Annotated in this window: 16 protein-coding genes; 14 read left to right on the top strand and 2 right to left on the bottom strand. The window is 68.7% G+C overall.

Annotation, left to right across the window (positions count from 1 at the left end):
• The first annotated feature begins 68 nt into the window (after nucleotides 1-68).
• Entirely contained in the window at nucleotides 69-851 is a 783-nt protein-coding gene (locus FHS44_RS29830) for a DUF6879 family protein (RefSeq protein ID WP_184720673.1), read from the top strand.
• On the opposite strand, the gene FHS44_RS29825 is transcribed toward FHS44_RS29830, so the two are convergent.
• Complete coding sequence (locus tag FHS44_RS29825; RefSeq protein WP_184720671.1) at nucleotides 836-1,723, bottom strand: Scr1 family TA system antitoxin-like transcriptional regulator; 888 nt, start codon at nucleotides 1,721-1,723, stop codon at nucleotides 836-838. The genes FHS44_RS29830 and FHS44_RS29825 overlap by 16 nt on opposite strands.
• 317 nt (nucleotides 1,724-2,040) lie before the next feature.
• Complete coding sequence (locus FHS44_RS29820) at nucleotides 2,041-2,835, bottom strand: class I SAM-dependent methyltransferase (RefSeq protein WP_184720669.1); 795 nt, start codon at nucleotides 2,833-2,835, stop codon at nucleotides 2,041-2,043.
• A 751-nt stretch (nucleotides 2,836-3,586) separates the two neighbouring features.
• Here FHS44_RS29820 and FHS44_RS29815 point away from each other — a divergent pair.
• Genes FHS44_RS29815 through FHS44_RS29755 form a run of 13 tightly spaced genes read left to right on the top strand, consistent with a single transcriptional unit; the run spans nucleotide 3,587 to nucleotide 16,826 of the window.
• Nucleotides 3,587-4,564, top strand: a complete 978-nt coding sequence (locus tag FHS44_RS29815) for a UDP-glucuronic acid decarboxylase family protein (RefSeq protein ID WP_184720668.1) — start codon at nucleotides 3,587-3,589, stop codon at nucleotides 4,562-4,564.
• A 9-nt stretch (nucleotides 4,565-4,573) separates the two neighbouring features.
• Nucleotides 4,574-6,097: a nucleotidyl transferase family protein gene (locus FHS44_RS29810; RefSeq protein WP_184720667.1), complete on the top strand. Its 1,524-nt coding sequence runs from the start codon at nucleotides 4,574-4,576 to the stop codon at nucleotides 6,095-6,097.
• Nucleotides 6,087-7,076 carry a GNAT family N-acetyltransferase gene (locus FHS44_RS29805; RefSeq protein ID WP_184720666.1) on the top strand — a complete coding sequence of 330 codons (990 nt, stop codon included), beginning with the start codon at nucleotides 6,087-6,089 and terminating at the stop codon, nucleotides 7,074-7,076. The genes FHS44_RS29810 and FHS44_RS29805 overlap by 11 nt, the downstream gene beginning before the upstream one ends.
• A gap of 26 nt (nucleotides 7,077-7,102) precedes the next feature.
• A complete protein-coding gene (locus FHS44_RS29800; RefSeq protein ID WP_184720665.1) occupies nucleotides 7,103-7,465 on the top strand; it encodes a YybH family protein in 363 nt (120 codons plus the stop codon).
• A 1-nt stretch (nucleotide 7,466) separates the two neighbouring features.
• Entirely contained in the window at nucleotides 7,467-8,249 is a 783-nt protein-coding gene (locus tag FHS44_RS29795; RefSeq protein WP_184720658.1) for a hypothetical protein, read from the top strand.
• Nucleotides 8,246-9,625, top strand: a complete 1,380-nt coding sequence (locus FHS44_RS29790) for a phenylacetate--CoA ligase family protein (protein WP_184720656.1) — start codon at nucleotides 8,246-8,248, stop codon at nucleotides 9,623-9,625. Before FHS44_RS29795 ends, FHS44_RS29790 begins: the two co-directional genes overlap by 4 nt.
• Nucleotides 9,603-10,346, top strand: coding sequence for a HalD/BesD family halogenase (locus FHS44_RS29785; protein WP_184720655.1), 744 nt, complete (start codon nucleotides 9,603-9,605; stop codon nucleotides 10,344-10,346). The genes FHS44_RS29790 and FHS44_RS29785 overlap by 23 nt, the downstream gene beginning before the upstream one ends.
• A 24-nt stretch (nucleotides 10,347-10,370) precedes the next feature.
• A complete protein-coding gene (locus tag FHS44_RS29780; protein WP_246436252.1) occupies nucleotides 10,371-11,399 on the top strand; it encodes a glycosyltransferase family 2 protein in 1,029 nt (342 codons plus the stop codon).
• Nucleotides 11,396-12,631, top strand: coding sequence for an ATP-grasp domain-containing protein (locus tag FHS44_RS29775; RefSeq protein WP_184720654.1), 1,236 nt, complete (start codon nucleotides 11,396-11,398; stop codon nucleotides 12,629-12,631). Before FHS44_RS29780 ends, FHS44_RS29775 begins: the two co-directional genes overlap by 4 nt.
• Complete coding sequence (locus tag FHS44_RS29770) at nucleotides 12,601-13,287, top strand: hypothetical protein (RefSeq protein WP_184720653.1); 687 nt, start codon at nucleotides 12,601-12,603, stop codon at nucleotides 13,285-13,287. The genes FHS44_RS29775 and FHS44_RS29770 overlap by 31 nt, the downstream gene beginning before the upstream one ends.
• A 2-nt stretch (nucleotides 13,288-13,289) precedes the next feature.
• Nucleotides 13,290-14,567, top strand: a complete 1,278-nt coding sequence (locus FHS44_RS29765; RefSeq protein ID WP_184720652.1) for a phenylacetate--CoA ligase family protein — start codon at nucleotides 13,290-13,292, stop codon at nucleotides 14,565-14,567.
• On the top strand, nucleotides 14,564-15,805 hold the full coding sequence (locus FHS44_RS29760) for a hypothetical protein (protein WP_184720651.1): 1,242 nt from the start codon (nucleotides 14,564-14,566) through the stop codon (nucleotides 15,803-15,805). Before FHS44_RS29765 ends, FHS44_RS29760 begins: the two co-directional genes overlap by 4 nt.
• Before the next feature lie 4 nt (nucleotides 15,806-15,809).
• Nucleotides 15,810-16,826: an NAD-dependent epimerase/dehydratase family protein gene (locus tag FHS44_RS29755; protein ID WP_184720650.1), complete on the top strand. Its 1,017-nt coding sequence runs from the start codon at nucleotides 15,810-15,812 to the stop codon at nucleotides 16,824-16,826.
• Nucleotides 16,827-16,945: the final 119 nt, after the last annotated feature.

The raw sequence follows: 16,945 nt of genomic DNA, 5'->3' as shown, positions 1-16,945 counted from the left end.
GCGCAGCCCGCCACGGTCATGGTCGAATGCGCATCGGCCCGTCGATTCGCCTCCAGCAGAGGAGTGCCATGAATCCCCAGGAACAGCCCGCTGGATCGTCCCCGCGCCTCGACTTCGTCGGGATCGACGACGATTCACCCGCCAACAAGTGCCCCGCCATCATGGTTGTTCCCGGCACCGGCGATGTGGTCCAGGTCGGCCGACGCGTCGTCGACCCCGACGCGCTCGCGGCAATCGCCCAACACACCGCGATCGCCGACGACGAGACCGCGATCTGGACGCCGGCGAACCTCGCACCCGACCTGCTCAAAGCCCTCACCGGCACGCACACGACCGGGCAGGCGGGACCTGGAGAGCCGTCGTTCGAACAGCTACTCGCGGGTACGGTCCGCTCGGTGCGGCATCTGGAGGCCCGCGACACCTACGATCCCACCGACCCGGCGTTCGTGAACTGGAAGGCCACCGGTGACACCTCCTACGACTGGCAGTCCTGGATCGCTCTGGTGGGAGCCGCGACCGGCCGGGGCGTGAGTTTCCGGCGGCTGCGCATCGTGTCCGAGCCGGTCAGTGACTACATCCGCTGGGAGCACGCCATCAGCTACGGCAACGTCAAGGCCGGAGAGGAACTGCGCTGGTTGCCCCGGCACCTGTGTTTTGACCTGCCGCACCCCGCCGCCGACTTCTTCCTGTGGGACGCGCGACTGCTCGCCTACAACTTCACCGCCGGGGACGGCACCGACACCGGACGGATGGAGTACGTCGCCGACCCGCGCCGGATCACGCCCGTCGTGGGCATGTTCGAGATGCTGTGGGAACGCGGCGTCCCCCACCACGCCTATACGCCGGTGTGACGATCGAGCCGCTCCAGCGCAGCCCGGATCAGCGCGACGGCGGCCAGTCCGTTGACGGCCAGCGCCCACAGCCGATCCCACGTCGCCCGATACAGGGCGACCTCCTCAGGACGGGTCACCGACAGGTAGCCCGACACCAGTTCGACGGTCACCAGCGTGCCGTCAGTGATGTCGAACGCCTCCTCGGGATGGACACCGCGCCGATCCGCGCCCACCGGGATGATGCCCAGGAACACGTTCGGCCGCCGCCGCAGCTCCAGCAGATGCCGCAGTTGTTCGCGATGCAACCGCCGGTCGTACGGCCGGTACCACAGCACAGGTTCCTCGATCAGGAAGAACCAGCGAGCACCCGCCCGGCTGAGCAGCTTCTGGCGGCTCATGCGCTCAGCGACGGCGGCCTCGACGTCCGCCTCCGGTTCGGTGGTGTCCACGCGCTGCTCGGTCAGCACCCCGGTCAGCGCGGCCCGCGTGTAGGACTCGGTCTGCGCCATGCCCGCGATGACCTTGGGCTGGTAGGACTGTGCGACCGCCAACTCCTCGTAGAGCTGGCGAATTGATTTTTGAGCCGCTGCCAGCCCTCCACTGTTCAGGTCCGCGTACGGAATCCACATCCGGGCCATGGCCGATTGCTCGGCGAGCAAGCGCCTGACTTCGTTGGGATCCGCCGCGCACAGCCGACACCACAGCTCAACGTGCCGAGTGGTGATGGTCCGCCTGCCCAGCTCGATCTCTGACACGATCGAGCTGGAACGCCAACCGGCCCGCCGGGCGAATTCCCGGCCTGACAAATCCCGGCGCTGACGGAGAGCGCGCAGGTTGGCACCCAACGCCTCGCGGGCGGCTTGAGCCGAAGATGAGGGTGACGACGACATGATGGCGACTATCTTGCCCAGGAACGTTCATGGGCGCCGTATCGGTTCACCGACATTAGAGAATTCGCTCTAGGTCACCATTTCACCTGCTATTGGTCCCATGCAGCATGTGCAGAGATCAGCTTGCACACGGGTCCTCTCTGAAGAACCCTGGAAAACGCGCTGCCCATGCGGCTCCTGCATGGGGTGCCGATCGCCGCAGGACCTCACACCCCGAGGCCGTACCCGAAGGTGATCAACAATCCGACCCGCGCCACCGCCGGACTTGGGACTTCAACCTCGGGGCCCTCATCACCCTGAAGGGATCGCGACGCGTGTCACAGGCGGCGGCCGACGGTGAGGGTGGCTGTCCAGTGGCGGGTCAGTCTTCCGTCTGGGCGTACGGCCAGCAGGCGGTGGACTTCTTCGTAGAGGTGGTCGCGCTTGGCCGTCTGCATGGCGATGTGGCCTGAGAAGGTGTCCAGGAGGGCGATGTACTCCTCGGCGGTGTACTCCCGCGCCCACACGTAGCGCCGTGTTCCGACGACCGTGAACCATCCTGAGTCCTCGAACTCGGCGGCGGTCGGGTCCGGTTGGTTCTCGGGTGGCGGTGGTGGCCAGGCCGCGCCGTCGCCCTCCCCCATCTCGTCGTACACCCGCTGAATCTCGGTGAAGAAGGGGTCGAAATCCGGAGGGAAGGCGTGTTGGGCATCCCACACGGCCAGGTGTCCGCCCGAAGGTAGCAGCGCGGCGGCCTTGCCGTACTTCACCTGAGGGTCGAGCCACTTCCACGCGGTGGCCGCGTAGAGAAGGTCGAAGAGAGTGTCCTTCGCCGGTCGCCACGTCTCGAACGGGGCGGTGACCACCGAGACGGCGGGGAAGTCGCGCAGTTCGCGCCGTGCCTCCTCGGCCAGGGCCGCGCCGAGTTCGACCGCCGTGATCCGGAAGCCCAGCCGGGCCAGGGGCAGGGTGGCCTTTCCCGGGCCGCAGCCCACTTCGAGCAGGTTCGCGGGCGGCTCAAGCCCCGTCGTCGCGAGCAGATCGGCGTACAGGCCGGCCGGATAGTCGGGGCGTGCCTTCTGGTACGTGGCGGCCACGGTGTCGAAGGTGGTTCGCAGGTGTTCGCGGGACATCCCTCCATTCTGACCGGCACAGCCGGGAGAGCGCTCTTCCCCGGGGAAAGGTGAAGACTAAAGGAAATAGCCTTCCGAACGTTTTTTTCGGAGGCATGGAGAAAGGAACGCACGGTGTCCCCGGTCGCCTTCGGTGTGCGCCGTTCCGCATGCCGGAAAGGTTGGCGGGGGTGTCACTCCGCTGGAACGGTCCCGTCCGGAAATCGGACAGGCCCGCGGCCGGGAGGACGGCAGCAGATTATCGGCGCCCCCCGAGGTCGGGGGAGGGCGGAGACGCATGTCAGGGGCCGATCGGCGTCCGGGGATAAAAGTTGTCGCCACATGCACAGTCAGGGCGAGATGACAACGGACCCAAATGATTGACGGGGGCGCCGTTAAACATACGGACAGTGATGGTCAATGATCGAGACGTGTTGACCGGGCCACATAATCCCAGGTCAGCGGCCATCACAAGGCCCGCCGTACAACGGCGGAAAGCCCGCCAGCCGCACCCGAGATGTCCGACATATATGCATATATCACCTTGTTTACAGCTTTCGGCGACGAAGGTGTTGACGGTGACGCCGCCATCGTCATACTCTCCGGAGCGTCAAGAGCGCTCTTAACCGTCTCTCAACGAAGCGTTCATCACCCAGCGACGTCTGCGGTTACGCAGAATTAGTTTGACGCACCCAAAAAACGGGCGAATAAGGAATGTGAACGTGTTGCCCATAACCGTCTTCGGGGCCATAAAGGAAAGTCAGAAGTTCTTATGAGAAGGCCCGCCGTGGCCATTACCGGGGGTGCCGGATTTCTCGGCTCGCATCTCTGCGAGCGGTTTCTGGCCGAGGGTTACCAGGTCATCTGCGTTGACAACTTCCTCACCGGGGCCGTCGCCAACGTCGAACATCTCATGGCTGACGAGCACTTCCGCCTGGTACGCGCGGACGTCTCCCAGCATCTCGTCGTCGCGGGAGAGGTGGACGCCGTCCTCCACTTCGCCTCCCCCGCGTCACCCGCCGACTATCTCCGCCTCCCCATCGACACGCTGCGGGTCGGTTCCAACGGCACCTACAACGCCCTTGAGCTGGCCAGGGAGAAGGGGGCCAGGTTCGTCCTCGCCTCGACGTCCGAGGCGTACGGCGACCCGCAGGTCCATCCGCAGCCGGAGACCTACTGGGGCAATGTGAACCCGGTCGGTCCGCGTGGCGTCTACGACGAGGCCAAACGCTTCGCCGAGGCCATGACCATGGCCTTCCGCAGGGCGTGTGGTGTGGACACCGCGATTCTGCGGATCTTCAACACGTTCGGTCCGAGGATGCGGCCCTTCGACGGCCGCGCGATCCCGACGTTCGTCAGGCAGGCGCTGCTCGGTGAGCCGATCACGGTCTCCGGGGACGGCAGTCAGACGCGGTCGATCTGCTACGTGGACGATCTGGTCGAGGGCATCTTCCGGGTGCTCAACTCGGACATGAGCGGGCCGGTCAACATCGGCAACCCGCACGAGATCTCGATGCTCGACCTGGCCGAGTGGATCAGGGAGCTCACCGGGACCGCCTCGCCGATCGCGTTCGTGCCCCGGCCGCAGGACGACCCCGAGATCCGCCGTCCCGACATCACGCTCGCCACGACCCGTCTCGGCTGGGCGCCGAGGACGCCGGTCGAGCAGGGGTTGCGGCAGACCATCGCCTGGTTCCAGGAGCATCCGCGGCTGTGGAGCGTCGAGAACCTGGCCGGAGCGGTCTCCTAGGACGACGTCATGAGCACCACGAGGACCGGCTACGCCGACCTGTTCCAGCAGGATCACACCCAGCCGCACTGGGCCTACCACTACGCCAGACGTCTGGTCGAGCGGCACGGCCCCGAGCGGCGGGTGGTGATCCAGACCAGCATGTCGCCGAGCGGCTGGTTCCACGTCGGCAACTTCCGCGACACCGCCTGCGCCTATCTGGTGCACCGCGCGCTGGAACGGCTCGGGCGTGAGTCGTCGATCCTGCTCAGTTTCGATGACTACGATCCGGTACGGCCGTCGCAGGCCGCCGCCCAGGCCGACCTCGCGGGATACGGGACGCGTCCGCTGGGCGCGGTGACCGAGCGCAGCAGGCGGATCTGCCGTCGTTACATCGACGAGCTGAAGCGGATGGGCATCTGTCCCGTGGAGGCCGACGCCGACGGCCGTACCCCGGCCGGTTCCCCCTGGCAGACGCACTACCAGTACGAACGCTACTCGTCCGGCGTCTACGTGCCACTTCAGCGCCGTTACCTGCGGGGCGCGAAAAGGCTCGCCAAGCTGCTGGACCAGGTCCCCGAGCACCTGTTCACCGTCTACTGCGAGCAGTGCGGCCGGGGCAGCACCCGCAACCTGCGCCTCGGCCGTGACCGGGTGCGTTACGTGTGCGAGTCGTGCGGCACGCTCTCCACGACCAGGCGTGTCGAGCTGGTCAAGCCGTCCTGGGCGCTGGACTGGACGCTGCGCGTCACCCACGAGCGCATCGACTGCGAGCCCGCGGGTCAGGACCACTGCAGCGCGGGCAGCACGATGGACCGCACCCAGCCGATCTACCGAGGTTACCTGCGCGCGCACCAGCCGGTGATCGTGCCCTACGGCCTCGTCCGTCAGTTCGGCGACCGCGGCAAGGTCTCCGGCTCGCGGGGCAGCGGCCTGACGGTCGGTGACCTGCTGCGGGTGATGCCGCCCCGGATCATCCTGTTCCTGTACGGCAGGCCGAACTGCCTGTCCGACATCCGGCTCGGTCTCGACCGGGGCTCCTTCCTCGGTGCCTACGACGCCTACGACCGTTTCCTGGCCGAGGCGCGCGCGGGCGACCCGAGGGCCGTGGCGCTCAACGAGCTGATCACCGACGACCCCGGCACCACCCCGCTGCCCCGGATGCGGGCCGTACTCGGCCTGCTGCACGCGAACTGCTACGACGTAGAGCTGGTCACAGCCCTGACCGGTGAGAGTGGGGCCGAGCGGGTCCGGCACGGGCTGGCATGGCTGGCGGGGTACGGCCGGTGCTGGATCGACGAGGTCTCCGACGCCGAACCGCGCCCGCTGCTGAGCGGTGGCGCGCTGCCCGAGCGCTGGGACCGCGCGTCCTACCGGGATCTCTACCTGACGCTGTTCGGCACCGAGTCGGGTCCGCCGCTGCGGCGGCTCGACGCGCTGTTCGGCAGGGAGGCGGTCGTCGCCGCCGTCCACGCCTACCACGACCGCGCCGAGCGACCCCTGCGTGAGCGGGTGCTCGCCCAGCTCAGGCCAGGTGAGCCCGGTGCACGCTGAGATCATCGACCCCACCGCCGAGGCCGTACCCGCCGACTGGGAGATCTTCCGCAAGCAGGAGGGCCTGATCGCGGCCTGGCAGGCGCGGGCGCTCACCGCGATCGCCTGGTGCTCGACGCGGCCGGTCTACCTGGGTGTCGTACGGCAGGGCGGCGAGGTGGTGGGGCTGTTCACCGGCTCTGTCGGCGGTCCGCCACGGCTGCGGCGCGGATACGCCGAGCCCGGCTCGATGCCGCCCGTGGGGTGGTTCGACTGTCATCTTCCGGTCGGCTTCACCGGGGGGTTCGCCTTCGCCGCGGACCTGCCCAAGGCGGATCGGGCCGAGGCGACTGCCGCGTTCGAGAAGGCGGTGCGCCGCAGGCTGGGCAGGCGCTGTCTGGGAGTGCTGTACCGGCAGGTCACCGCGGAGACGCTGCCCGCGTTCGACCGCAGGTTCCGGCCCAGGATCACGACCGCGCCCAACACGCTGCTGCGCAACCGGTGGGCGGATCTGGACGGTTACTTCGCCGACCTGCCGCGTGACCGGCGGCGCAGGCTGCGCCGTGTCCACGCCGAGGCGTCCGAGCGGACCCGGGTGCTGTACGGGGTCGGCGACATCGACGCCGAACGGGCGAGCGCGCTGGCCTGCGCGACCGTGCGCAAGCACAGCCCGTACGCCCCTCCCCTGCCCGTGCGCTACTTCGAGGCGCTCTGCGGTGAGGAGGGCGTGCGGTACTTCGGCCATCTCGACGGGGACCGGCTGCTCTCCTTCGACCTGACCTTCGACGACGGAAGGCGGCTGGTCACCACGGTGAACGGCTCGCTCGACGTGCGGGACGGCGGGCGGCGTGACCTCTACTTCGACCTGTACCTGCGGGAGATCGACTACATGATCTCGCACGGCCGTACAGGCTGCGAGTTCGGCAAGGGGATGGCCGAGCTGAAGCAGCGGTTCGGCTGCGAACTCGTCCCCCAGTCCCTGGTGATCGCCGCCTGGTGACCCAGAGAGTCTCAGAGAGGAAGAACATGGAGTTTCCCCAGGCGCTTGAGGCGCACCTGACCGCGATCCGCTCCCGTGACCTGGACGGATACCTGGAGACCGTGCACCCGGACGCGACGGTGATCCTGCCGAACGGGACGTTCCTTCGCGGTAGGGACGCCGTCGCCGAGTTCCACACCTCCTGGTTCGGCGACCCCGACTGGACGCTGAAGACCGAGACCGTGCGGACCCAGGCGGCCGGGGACTCGGCGTTCGCGCTGCTCTCGGTGGTCTACGACGACCTGGACCCCGAGGGCAAGCCGTACCAGAAGGAGTACTACCTGACGCTGTACTTCACGCTCGTGGACGGCCGGTGGCTGCTCCTGCACGACCAGAACACGTTCTGCTGAGATGAGGACTCGGGGGTTCTCGGAACGGGCCTGGGAGCGGGGGTACCGCGACACCGTGGCACGGGCGTTCGCGGCCGTGCCGTACTACCGGGAGATGTGGGCCGGGGCGGGCACGCGGCTGGACGAGCCTGAGGCGACGCCGGTGACGCGGCTCGACGGGCTGCTCGACCGGCTCTGTCCGCTCGGCGCGCCGTACGTGCGGCGGCGGGAGGAACCGGTGTGGCTCGGGGAGCCCGCCGACCTGTTCGAGGCGCTCGAACTGACCGGGAGCCATCGGCGTGACCGGCCGCTGTTCGAGGTTCGGGAGTCGCTGCTGGACTGGGAGCGGCTCGGTCCCGGCGGGGGGCGCTACCACGTGGTGCTCAGCGCCCGCGCCGAGGTCGCCGACCCCGGGCTGCGGCAGGGCCAGTTGCGGGCGCTGCGCGAGGCCGACGATCCCGGCCTGCTCGCCGACGCCACCCAGCTCACCGACCTGTACGGCGAGGCCCCCGGCGCCCGGGTCTTCCTGCGCAGCTCCCCTGGCGAGACCGCCGAGGGAAACGCCAACGTGGTCGTGCACGACGGACGGCTCGGCTACCTGGGTGCCCGGCACCGGGGCTGTGGCCGTACGCACCTGAACTGGAGACGGGTCCACGCGCGGACCGGCACGTCGGGACCGCTGTTCACGATCACGCGGCGGCACCGGCCGACGCTGGCGAACATCAGCCTGCCGGGGACCGCCCACCTGACCGTCGAGCGCTGCCCCGAGCACGGCACGCCGACGCTGGAGGAGGTGACGCGGTGAGCAGGCTCCGTTCGACGATCAGGCTCGCGCCCGTCGCCCACCACCTGGCCACGATCCGCAGGCGGGAGCGGCTGCCGCACGCCGAGCAGCTGCGGATCCAGTCCGAGCTGCTGCGCGCCCTGGTACGGCACGCGCACGCCAACGTCCCGCACTACCGCGAGACGCTCACCTCGGCCCAGGTCGAGGGAGTGCGCACCGCCGACGACCTGGCGGGGCTGCCGACGCTCGACAGGACCACCCTGCGGGACACCCCCGCGCGGGAGCTGCTCGCCGACGGCTTCACACCGGAGAACACCCGGGCGAACACGACGAGCGGCTCCTCCGGCATCCCGATCACGATCCGCAACTCGGAGCGCGACCTGGGATACCTTCGGGCCGCCTACCTGCAGGACATGCTGGCCAACGGGCTGCGCCCGACCGACCGCATCGCCTACTTCCGGGTGGCACCGTTCCTGCCGCACCCGCTTGAGCGGTTCGGCATCCTGCGCAACCACCACATTCCCACCGACCGTTCGCTGGACGAGCAGGTCGAGACGTTCCTCGCGGCCAAACCGACGTTCATGATCGGCTTCCCCAACGTCATCGCCAGCGTCGTGGACGAGCTGAAGCGGCGCGGCGTCACCCACCGGGGCGTCAGGACCGTGCTGTTCGGCGGGGAGCGGCTCACCCCGACCGCCCGCGCCCACGTGCTCGACTACTTCGGCGCCTCCCACCGGGAGGTCTACGCCTCGGTCGAGGTCTTCACGATCGCCCGCACCTGCCCGGCGGGCAGCATGCACCTGCGCACCGCCGACCTGGTCGTCGAGGTCGAGCACGACGACGGGACCGTCTCCGTGGAGGACGGCGTCGGCGAGATCCTGGTGACCAGGCTGCACAGCGAGGCGATGCCGCTGATCCGCTACCGGCTCGGGGACCGGGTGCGGATCGTGCCCAACGACTGCCCCTGCGGCGTCGCGACCACCCCCATCGTGCGGGAGGTCGTCGGCCGCAGCGAGGACCGCATCGTCACCTCCGACGGCAGGCGGTACTACGGCGACTTCCTCACCACCCTCACCCAGTCCTTCCCCGGGATCACCCGGCTGCAGGTGCTCCAGCCCCGGCCGGGGGCGGTCGAGGTGCTGGTGATCCTCTCCGGGAACGCGCCCGACGACCTGACGGCCGACATCGAACGGGAGCTCCGGCGCAGGGTGCCCGACCTGGATGTCACCGTACGGCGCACACATCGGATCACTCCAGAAGCCAACGGAAAGATCAAGCTTGTGAAGGTGCTCGCCCCCACCGGGGAACGCGTGCCTTCCGGGGGTCCTGCCTCAGCGGAGGGCGGACCGTCAACACAGAAAGGTCGGATGTCAGATGTCGCTGAAGGAAACGATTGACCAGCGTCTCGCCGAACACCTGAAGACCCGGTACGCCGACGAGCACGCCGTACGCAAACTCTCGCAGCACTTCCGCCGCGAGGGGTACGTCAAGCTGCCCGGCCTGGTCTCCGAGGACCTGTTCCAGGAGGTCAGCACCGAGGTCCACCGGCTGCTCGACCTGCACGAGAAGCGGATCGACATCCAGCTCGCCGAGACGGGCAACTCGCCCCGCTACATGAGCACGATCAGCCAGCAGGCCATCGCCAAGGACAGCGAGCTCATCCCCGCCATCTACGAGTCCCAGGCGCTGATGGACTTCCTGTCCAGGCTGGCCGCGCAGCCGGTCCTGCAGTGCCCGTGGGAGGAGGAGAAGTACATCGCCATCCGCCAGCACAAGAAGGGCGACACCCACGGCTGGCACTGGGGTGACTTCAGCTTCACCGTCATCTGGATCATCGAGGCCCCCGACGCCAAGTACGGCGGCCAGCTCCAGTGCGTCCCGCACACCGACTGGAACAAGGAGGACCCGCGCGTCGAGGAGTACCTCCAGGCACACCCGATCAGGACCTGGGGTCACGTCACCGGCGACCTGTACTTCCTGCGGTCCGACACCACGCTGCACCGGACGATCCCGCTGAACGCGGACAAGACCCGCATCATCCTCAACACGTGCTGGGGCAGTGAGTCCGACAGCAAGAAGGAAGCGACCCACGAGACCATGCACGCGATGTTCGACTGACCGATGGCCGACTCCGTGCGTTCGATGGACTCACGGGTGAAGCGGGGGGCGGGCCGTGTCCCGCCCCCCGGCATCACCGCGATGGTCCCCTGCTACAACGAGATCGACTGTGTCGAGCGTGCCTACCGGGAGATCCGGGCCGAGCTGGCGAGGTACGACGACGTCGAGCTGCTGTTCGTCGACGACGGCAGCACCGACGGCACCCTCGACGCGATCAAGGGGTTCGCCGCCGAGGACTCCCGGGTGAAGTACATCTCCTTCGCCAGGAACTTCGGTCTTGAGGCGGCCTTCTCGGCGGGGTTCAAGTACGCCTCCAAGCCGTGGACGGTCCAGTTCGACGCCGACCTGCAGTCGCCGCCGCACGAGATGCACCGTCTGGTGGACAAGGCGCTCGAAGGGTACGACGTGGTCTTCGCCGTACGCGAGAACCGGCAGGACCCGTGGCACCGGAGGCTCGGCACCTGGGCGCACCAGACGATCGCCCGCAGGTGGCTGGGCATCGAGCTGCCCCAGGGGGCGTCGGTGTTCCGGATCGTCCGCACCAGCGTGGCGCACAAGGTGGTGGACAGCAGGCTGTCCACGCCGTACTTCATCGCCACCGCCCCGCTGCTCGGCGCGAGGTACACCACGCTGCCCACCGCGCACCAGCCCCGCCTCGACGGCCAGGGCAAGTGGAATCTGCGCAAGCTGTTCTCGCACGCCGTCGAGTTGTTCTTCGGGTTCTCGTTCCGGCCGCTGACCTGGCTGGTCGGCCTGTCCGGCGTGGTGATGGCGGCCGGTACGGCGGTGCTCGCGCTGGCGCTCACCGGGCGGCTCGGGCCGACGGCGATCGAGCTGGCCGGGCTGGTGGCCGTCCTGGTCGCGCTGGCCCTGCTGATGGTCGTCGCGCGCTACCTCGTGCGGGTGATGCGGGTGCAGGCGATCGGCGTGCCCCGCTACCAGATCCGGGAGGCCAACATCCCGATCCGCGCTGCCGAGGCGCTCTACGGATACGAGACACCCGACGTCAGCGGTCACTTCAGGGAACCAGAGGTCTGGGAGGACGCCAGTTGAGAAACCTCATCGTGCTCGGCGGGGGCGAGGACCAGATCCCCGCCTACCGGGAGGGCCGCAGGCTCGGCTACCGGGTGATCGGCGTCGACCAGCGCCCCGACGCGCTCGGCGCCGCCGAGGCCGACCACTTCCTCTGCATGACCAGCAGGGATCCCGAGGGCATCGCCCGCGCCCTCGGGCCTGTCGACGTCGCGGCCGTGATCTCCCCCGCCAGTGACGCCGCCCAGGAGTCGGTGGCGGCGCTGAGCCGCATCTACCGGACGGCGCACCAGGTCGCGCCGGACGCGCTGCGCTGCTCGGTGGACAAGGGGTTCTTCCGCGAGGTGGTCGCCAGGGTCGGGCTGCCGACCTACCGGCACGTCCAGGACGACGACGTGGACAACCTCATGACGGCCGCGGCCGAGATCGGCTACCCGCTGATCGTCAAACCCGCCGACTCCTCGGGCAGTAAGGGAATCACGGTCCTCGACGACCCCGCCGACCTGCCCGGCGCACTTGAGTACGCCCGCAAGTACTCCTTCTCCCGCCAGGTGATCCTGGAGGAGCTGGTCGAGGGCAGGCACGGCGCCGTGGAGTGCTTCCTCGCCGGGGGCGAGCTGGCGTTCATGGCGGTCACCGACCGGGTCATCACCGGCAGGCCCGCGATGATCAGCGTCTCCCACACCGTCCCCGCCGACCTCGACGAGGACGTCCACACGCGGCTGCGCGAGGCGGTCGTCGCGATCTGCGCCGAGGTCGGGCACCGGCAGGGGCCGGTCAACCTCGACTTCGTGCTCACCCCGGCGGGCGACATCCACCTCATCGAGATGGGCGCCAGGCTCGGCGGCAACGGCATGCCGCTGATGGTCAGGCACGCCTTCGGGCTGAACACCGTCGAGGCCGCCATCCGGCTGGCCCTCGGCGAGCCGCTGACGATCGACGTCACGCGGCGCCGTACCGCAACACTGCGGATCCTGGCGGCCGAGACCGACGGGACGCTCACCGCCGTCGAGGGACTCGACGCCCTGCGGCGGATGCCCGAGGTCGTCGAGGTGCAGGTGTTCAAGTCCCCCGGCGACCACGTGAACGCCTACACGCAGGCGGGCCACAAACTCGGCTACCTGGTCATGGTGGCCGACACGCGCGAGGCGCTCGACGAGGCCGTCGATCGGGCCCTGCGCACCCTCCGATTCGAGATCGAGCCTGACACGAGAGGTCAACAATGCTCCCCCGCAAGCCCCTCGGCTTCCTGATATTCGTCGCGCTGGCCGTCGCCGCCGCGGCCTTCGTCTGGTTCGGCCTGCCGCACGACCGGGAGGTGAAGTCACTCGGGCTGTTCCTGGTGAAGCTGCTGCCGTTCGTCTTCGCCACCGAGGCCCTCGCCAGACTCGACGTGGACTGGGCCAAGCGGCTCAAGCTCCCGCTGATCACGCTGCCGATCGCGTTCCTGGTGTTCTTCCTCTACTTCGTGCCGAAGATCTTCTTCTACGGCGGCGTGGAGACCGGGACCAGGGAGTCCTTCTACGCGCTGTACTACCACGTGCTCACGCTGACGCCGCTGATCATCCTGACGATCACGCTGGCCAACCGGCTCGGCGGCGGCACCTCTGCCCTCACGCGCAGGTTGGCGTACGGCATGCTGCTGCTGATGCTGTCCGGTCTTGAGGACCTGGCCTTCCTCACGGTCAACGACCACACCGACCCGGCCTACGCCACGATCCCCGCCGTGTGGGACTGGGCCTCGCACATGACCGTGTTCCTCGGCCACCCGCCGACCAGGAACGAGGCGTTCGCCTTCATCGCGGTGCACGTGGTGCTGGCGCTGCTGGTCTTCTTCAGCCCCCAGCGCTGGTGGGACGCGCTGGCCAGCCGGGTCAGGCCGCGCGGGACGCGGTCGGAGAGCGCGTAACGATGCTCCTGCGGGAGGCGGCCTACATACCGCTCACCATCGCCCGGCAGTACGGCGGCGCGGCAGGGCTGCGCCGCCGTCAGCTCGACGGGATCAACCGGATGCTCGCCGTGGCCAGGACCCGGGTGCCCTACTACCGTGACGACCCCCGCTACGCCGGTGGGCCGCTGCGCACCCTGGCCGACCTGGCGCGTCTTCCCGTGCTGGACAAGCAGGTGCTGCGCGACCAGCCGCTGGAACGCATGATCGCCGACGGCGTGGACCTGGACGACTGCCTGTCCTTCCAGACCAGCGGGAGCACGGGCAGGCGGGTCAGGATCGTGCACGACCAGGACAGCCACGACTACCACATGGCCGCCTGCGTGCGCCGGTTCCTGGCGACCGGACGCTACCTGCCGACCGACCGGCTCAGCCACATCCGCCCGTTCGCGCCTCCCGCCCGCATGTTCGAGCGGTTCAACCTGTTCCGCAGGCACGTGATCCTCTCGCACCGCCCGATGCGGGAGATCAAGGAGGAACTGCTGGCCAACCGGCCCAAGGTGCTGATCGGTTACCCGGTCCACCTGAGGGCGCTGCTGCGCGCGCTCACCCCGGAGGAGATGGCCCGGCTGCGCCGTACGCTGCGGATCGTCATGACGGAGTCGGAGCTGCTGCTGCCCGAGCACAGGAAGCTGTTCGCCGAGCAGTTCGGAGCCCCGGTCTTCGACGAGTACTCGGCGTTCGAGGTGCTCAACGTCACCTACGACTGCCGCTACGGCCGCGCCCACCTGGGTGAGGACCGGATCTACTGCGAGGTCGTGGACGACAACGGCATCCCGCTGCCCGACGGGGAGCAGGGCCACGTCGTCGTCACGGCCTTCCTCGAACGCGCCATGCCGCTGGTCCGCTACAACCTGGGCGACATCGGGCTCATCGAGCCAGGGCGGTGCCGTTGCGGCCGCCGTTTCCGCACGTTGCGACTGACGACGGGGCGGAGCAACGACTACGTCACGCTCCCCTCGGGGGAACGGCTCTACCCGGACGCGTTCCTGCACCTGGCCGCGACCCACCCCGGGGTCAGCGAGTGCTTCGTGCACCAGGACGCCGAAGGGCTGGTGCGGGTGCACGTCGTCCCGACCGACGAGGCGGGCGAGGGGGTCTACGAGACCGTACGGCACAAGCTGTTCACCCTGGCCGGTGGGGAGTTCCCGCTGGAGGTCGTGCCCGCGGAGACCGTACGGATCACCGTCGGCGGAAAGGGCAGGTTCGTCACCTCCGACTACGCCGCCCCCCTCACATGAGACTGCCGGGAACACCCAGGACTCGGGGCCTGGCGATGCTGCTCGGCGGGCGGGCGGCGTTCCGGGGGACCGTGCTGCTGTCCAACCTGGCGCTGCTCGCCGCCTGGGGGGCCGGGGAGTACGAGGACTATGCCCAGGCCATGGGCAGCATGATGTTCCTGGCTCCCCTGGCCTCGATCGGGATCGAGAAGTGCGCGCTGAAGCTGATCCCGAGGCTGCGGCACACCGTCGCGTCGCTGGTCGGCGTCTTCGTCACGCTCTGCGCGCTGCTGCTTTCCGTGGCGCTCGCGGTGCTGGCGACCACGGTCTCCCTCGGCCACTCAGGTCACTGGGCGATCGCCGGACTGGCCGGGCTGTACGCGATCTGCGTCGGCCTCACCCAGGTGATGGTCGGCCTGTCCAGGGCGCTGGGCAGGCCGAAGCGGGACGTGGCCGCCCACCTGACGCTCTGCGTGGCGCTGGTCTGCTGGACGGGCGCGGCGTTCGTGTTCGAGGTGTCCCCGGTGACGTTCCTGGCGTTGACCGTGACCACGATGGCCACGCTCAACGTGGTGCTGCTGCTCATGCTGCGTCCCCGGTTCGCCGGGCTGCGGCGCCGTACACTCGTGCGGATCGCGGTGCGGACGTCGCTGCTGATGGCCATCCCCGACCTGGTCGGCGGCCTGTCGATGAGCCTGCTGTTCGTGGTGCTCAAGGTGACCGGCGCACGGGCCGAGAGCACCGGCCTCTACATGGCCTCCGTCGCCTCGGCGCTGCTGCTGAACGCCTTCTCCTACCTGCTGCGCGTGCTACAGCCCGACGTCTCGCGCTCCCTGAACCAGCGCGACCTGACCGCGACCTACGACCGGCTTGCCCGGTGGCTGCGGCTGCTGGTGCTGGTCGGCGTGCTGTACGTGCCGGCCGTGCTGGCGGTCGCGCTGCTGGTGCTGCGGCCGTACGGCGGGATCGGGGTCGTCATCGTCTACGCGGCGTGCGTGCCGGTGATCTTCGCGGTCGGCAGCGCCAACTACGTGATGGAGAACGCCAGCGCCGGGGCCCTGGCCGCGACCTCGGTGGGGGCGGCGATCTCACTGGTCGCGGTCGGGGCGCTGGCCTTCTCGATCGTGCCGTGGGCGGGCGCGCTCGGCGCGGTGACCGTGCTGGCCTTCGGCGAACTCGTCCACGCCCTGTTCATCCTGCGCTGGCTGCGGACCCTGGAAAAACCCGTGTCTCACGTCCTCATCGGTGAAAGGAAGTAGCTTCATGACCTACACCTCGCTCGTCACCGGGGGTGCCGGGTTCATCGGCTCCCATGTCGCGGCCGACCTGCTCCGCGCCGGTCACCGGGTCGTGGTGCTCGACGACCTGTCGGGCGGCACCGCCGCGAACGTGCCCTCCGGCGCCCACTTCCACCAGGGCGACATCTGCGACCCCGGCGTGGTCGACGCCCTGTTCGCCGAATGGAGGTTCGACCACGTGTTCCATCTGGCCGCCTACGCGGCCGAGGGGCTGAGCCACTTCATCAAGCGCTACAACTACACCAACAACGTGGTCGGCAGCGTCAACCTCATCAACGCGGCCGTCAACGCGGGCACCGTCCGCTGCTTCGTCTTCACCTCCTCCATCGCGGTGTACGGCCACGCCGAACCGCCCATGACCGAGGACCTGATCCCCTCCCCGGTCGACCCCTACGGCATCGCGAAGTACGCCGTCGAGCAGGAGCTGAAGGTCAGTCACGAGATGTTCGGCCTGCCGTACATCATCTTCCGCCCGCACAACGTGTACGGCGAGCGGCAGAACATCGGCGACCGCTACCGCAACGTCATCGGGATCTTCATGAACCAGATCCTGCGCGGCGAGGAGTGCGTCATCTTCGGCGACGGCGAGCAGACCAGGGCCTTCAGCCACATCGACGACGTGGCCCCACCCATCGCCCGCTCGATCGAGAACCCCAGGGCCTACGGCCAGACCTTCAACATCGGCGGCGACACGCCGTACACCGTCAACGAACTGGCCGAGGCGGTCGCGACGGCGATGGGCGTCGAACCCCGCGTACGCCACGTGGAGGCCAGGCACGAGGTCGTGCACGCCTTCTCCTCCCACGACAGAGCCCGCGAAATCCTCGGCGTAGGCACCACCTCCGTCCCCCTCACCGACGGCCTGACCCAAATGGCCACCTGGGCCAAGAAGCACGGCCCCCAGGAACCGTCGATCTTCTCCGGCATAGAGATCTCGAAGAACATGCCCCCGTCCTGGCAGTCGGTCGTAGCGTCCGACTGACCTTCTTCCCTCCCGAAGCGCCGCCTCCGCGTGGCGCTTCGGGCCTGATCTCCACCGCCAGCCCTGATCAAGCAGTACTAAATCTCCCTGAGCATCAACGCATCGCCCTCAAGAGCAAT

It is taken from the genome of Streptosporangium saharense, assembly GCF_014203715.1.
Lineage (GTDB): Bacteria > Actinomycetota > Actinomycetes > Streptosporangiales > Streptosporangiaceae > Streptosporangium > Streptosporangium saharense.
Note: the sequence above shows the minus strand (reverse complement) of the source record. Positions and strands in the feature narration are given on the sequence as shown.

What these genes read in the sequence shown, in the direction of transcription:
- FHS44_RS29830 (WP_184720673.1), top strand. Translation starts at nt 69, where the DNA reads ATGAATCCCCAGGAACAGCCCGCTGGATCGTCCCCGCGCCTCGACTTC.
- FHS44_RS29825 (WP_184720671.1), bottom strand. Translation starts at nt 1,723, where the DNA reads ATGTCGTCGTCACCCTCATCTTCGGCTCAAGCCGCCCGCGAGGCGTTG.
- FHS44_RS29820 (WP_184720669.1), bottom strand. Translation starts at nt 2,835, where the DNA reads ATGTCCCGCGAACACCTGCGAACCACCTTCGACACCGTGGCCGCCACG.
- FHS44_RS29815 (WP_184720668.1), top strand. Translation starts at nt 3,587, where the DNA reads ATGAGAAGGCCCGCCGTGGCCATTACCGGGGGTGCCGGATTTCTCGGC.
- FHS44_RS29810 (WP_184720667.1), top strand. Translation starts at nt 4,574, where the DNA reads ATGAGCACCACGAGGACCGGCTACGCCGACCTGTTCCAGCAGGATCAC.
- FHS44_RS29800 (WP_184720665.1), top strand. Translation starts at nt 7,103, where the DNA reads ATGGAGTTTCCCCAGGCGCTTGAGGCGCACCTGACCGCGATCCGCTCC.
- FHS44_RS29795 (WP_184720658.1), top strand. Translation starts at nt 7,467, where the DNA reads ATGAGGACTCGGGGGTTCTCGGAACGGGCCTGGGAGCGGGGGTACCGC.
- FHS44_RS29785 (WP_184720655.1), top strand. Translation starts at nt 9,603, where the DNA reads ATGTCGCTGAAGGAAACGATTGACCAGCGTCTCGCCGAACACCTGAAG.
- FHS44_RS29780 (WP_246436252.1), top strand. Translation starts at nt 10,371, where the DNA reads ATGGACTCACGGGTGAAGCGGGGGGCGGGCCGTGTCCCGCCCCCCGGC.
- FHS44_RS29770 (WP_184720653.1), top strand. Translation starts at nt 12,601, where the DNA reads ATGCTCCCCCGCAAGCCCCTCGGCTTCCTGATATTCGTCGCGCTGGCC.
- FHS44_RS29765 (WP_184720652.1), top strand. Translation starts at nt 13,290, where the DNA reads ATGCTCCTGCGGGAGGCGGCCTACATACCGCTCACCATCGCCCGGCAG.
- FHS44_RS29760 (WP_184720651.1), top strand. Translation starts at nt 14,564, where the DNA reads ATGAGACTGCCGGGAACACCCAGGACTCGGGGCCTGGCGATGCTGCTC.
- FHS44_RS29755 (WP_184720650.1), top strand. Translation starts at nt 15,810, where the DNA reads ATGACCTACACCTCGCTCGTCACCGGGGGTGCCGGGTTCATCGGCTCC.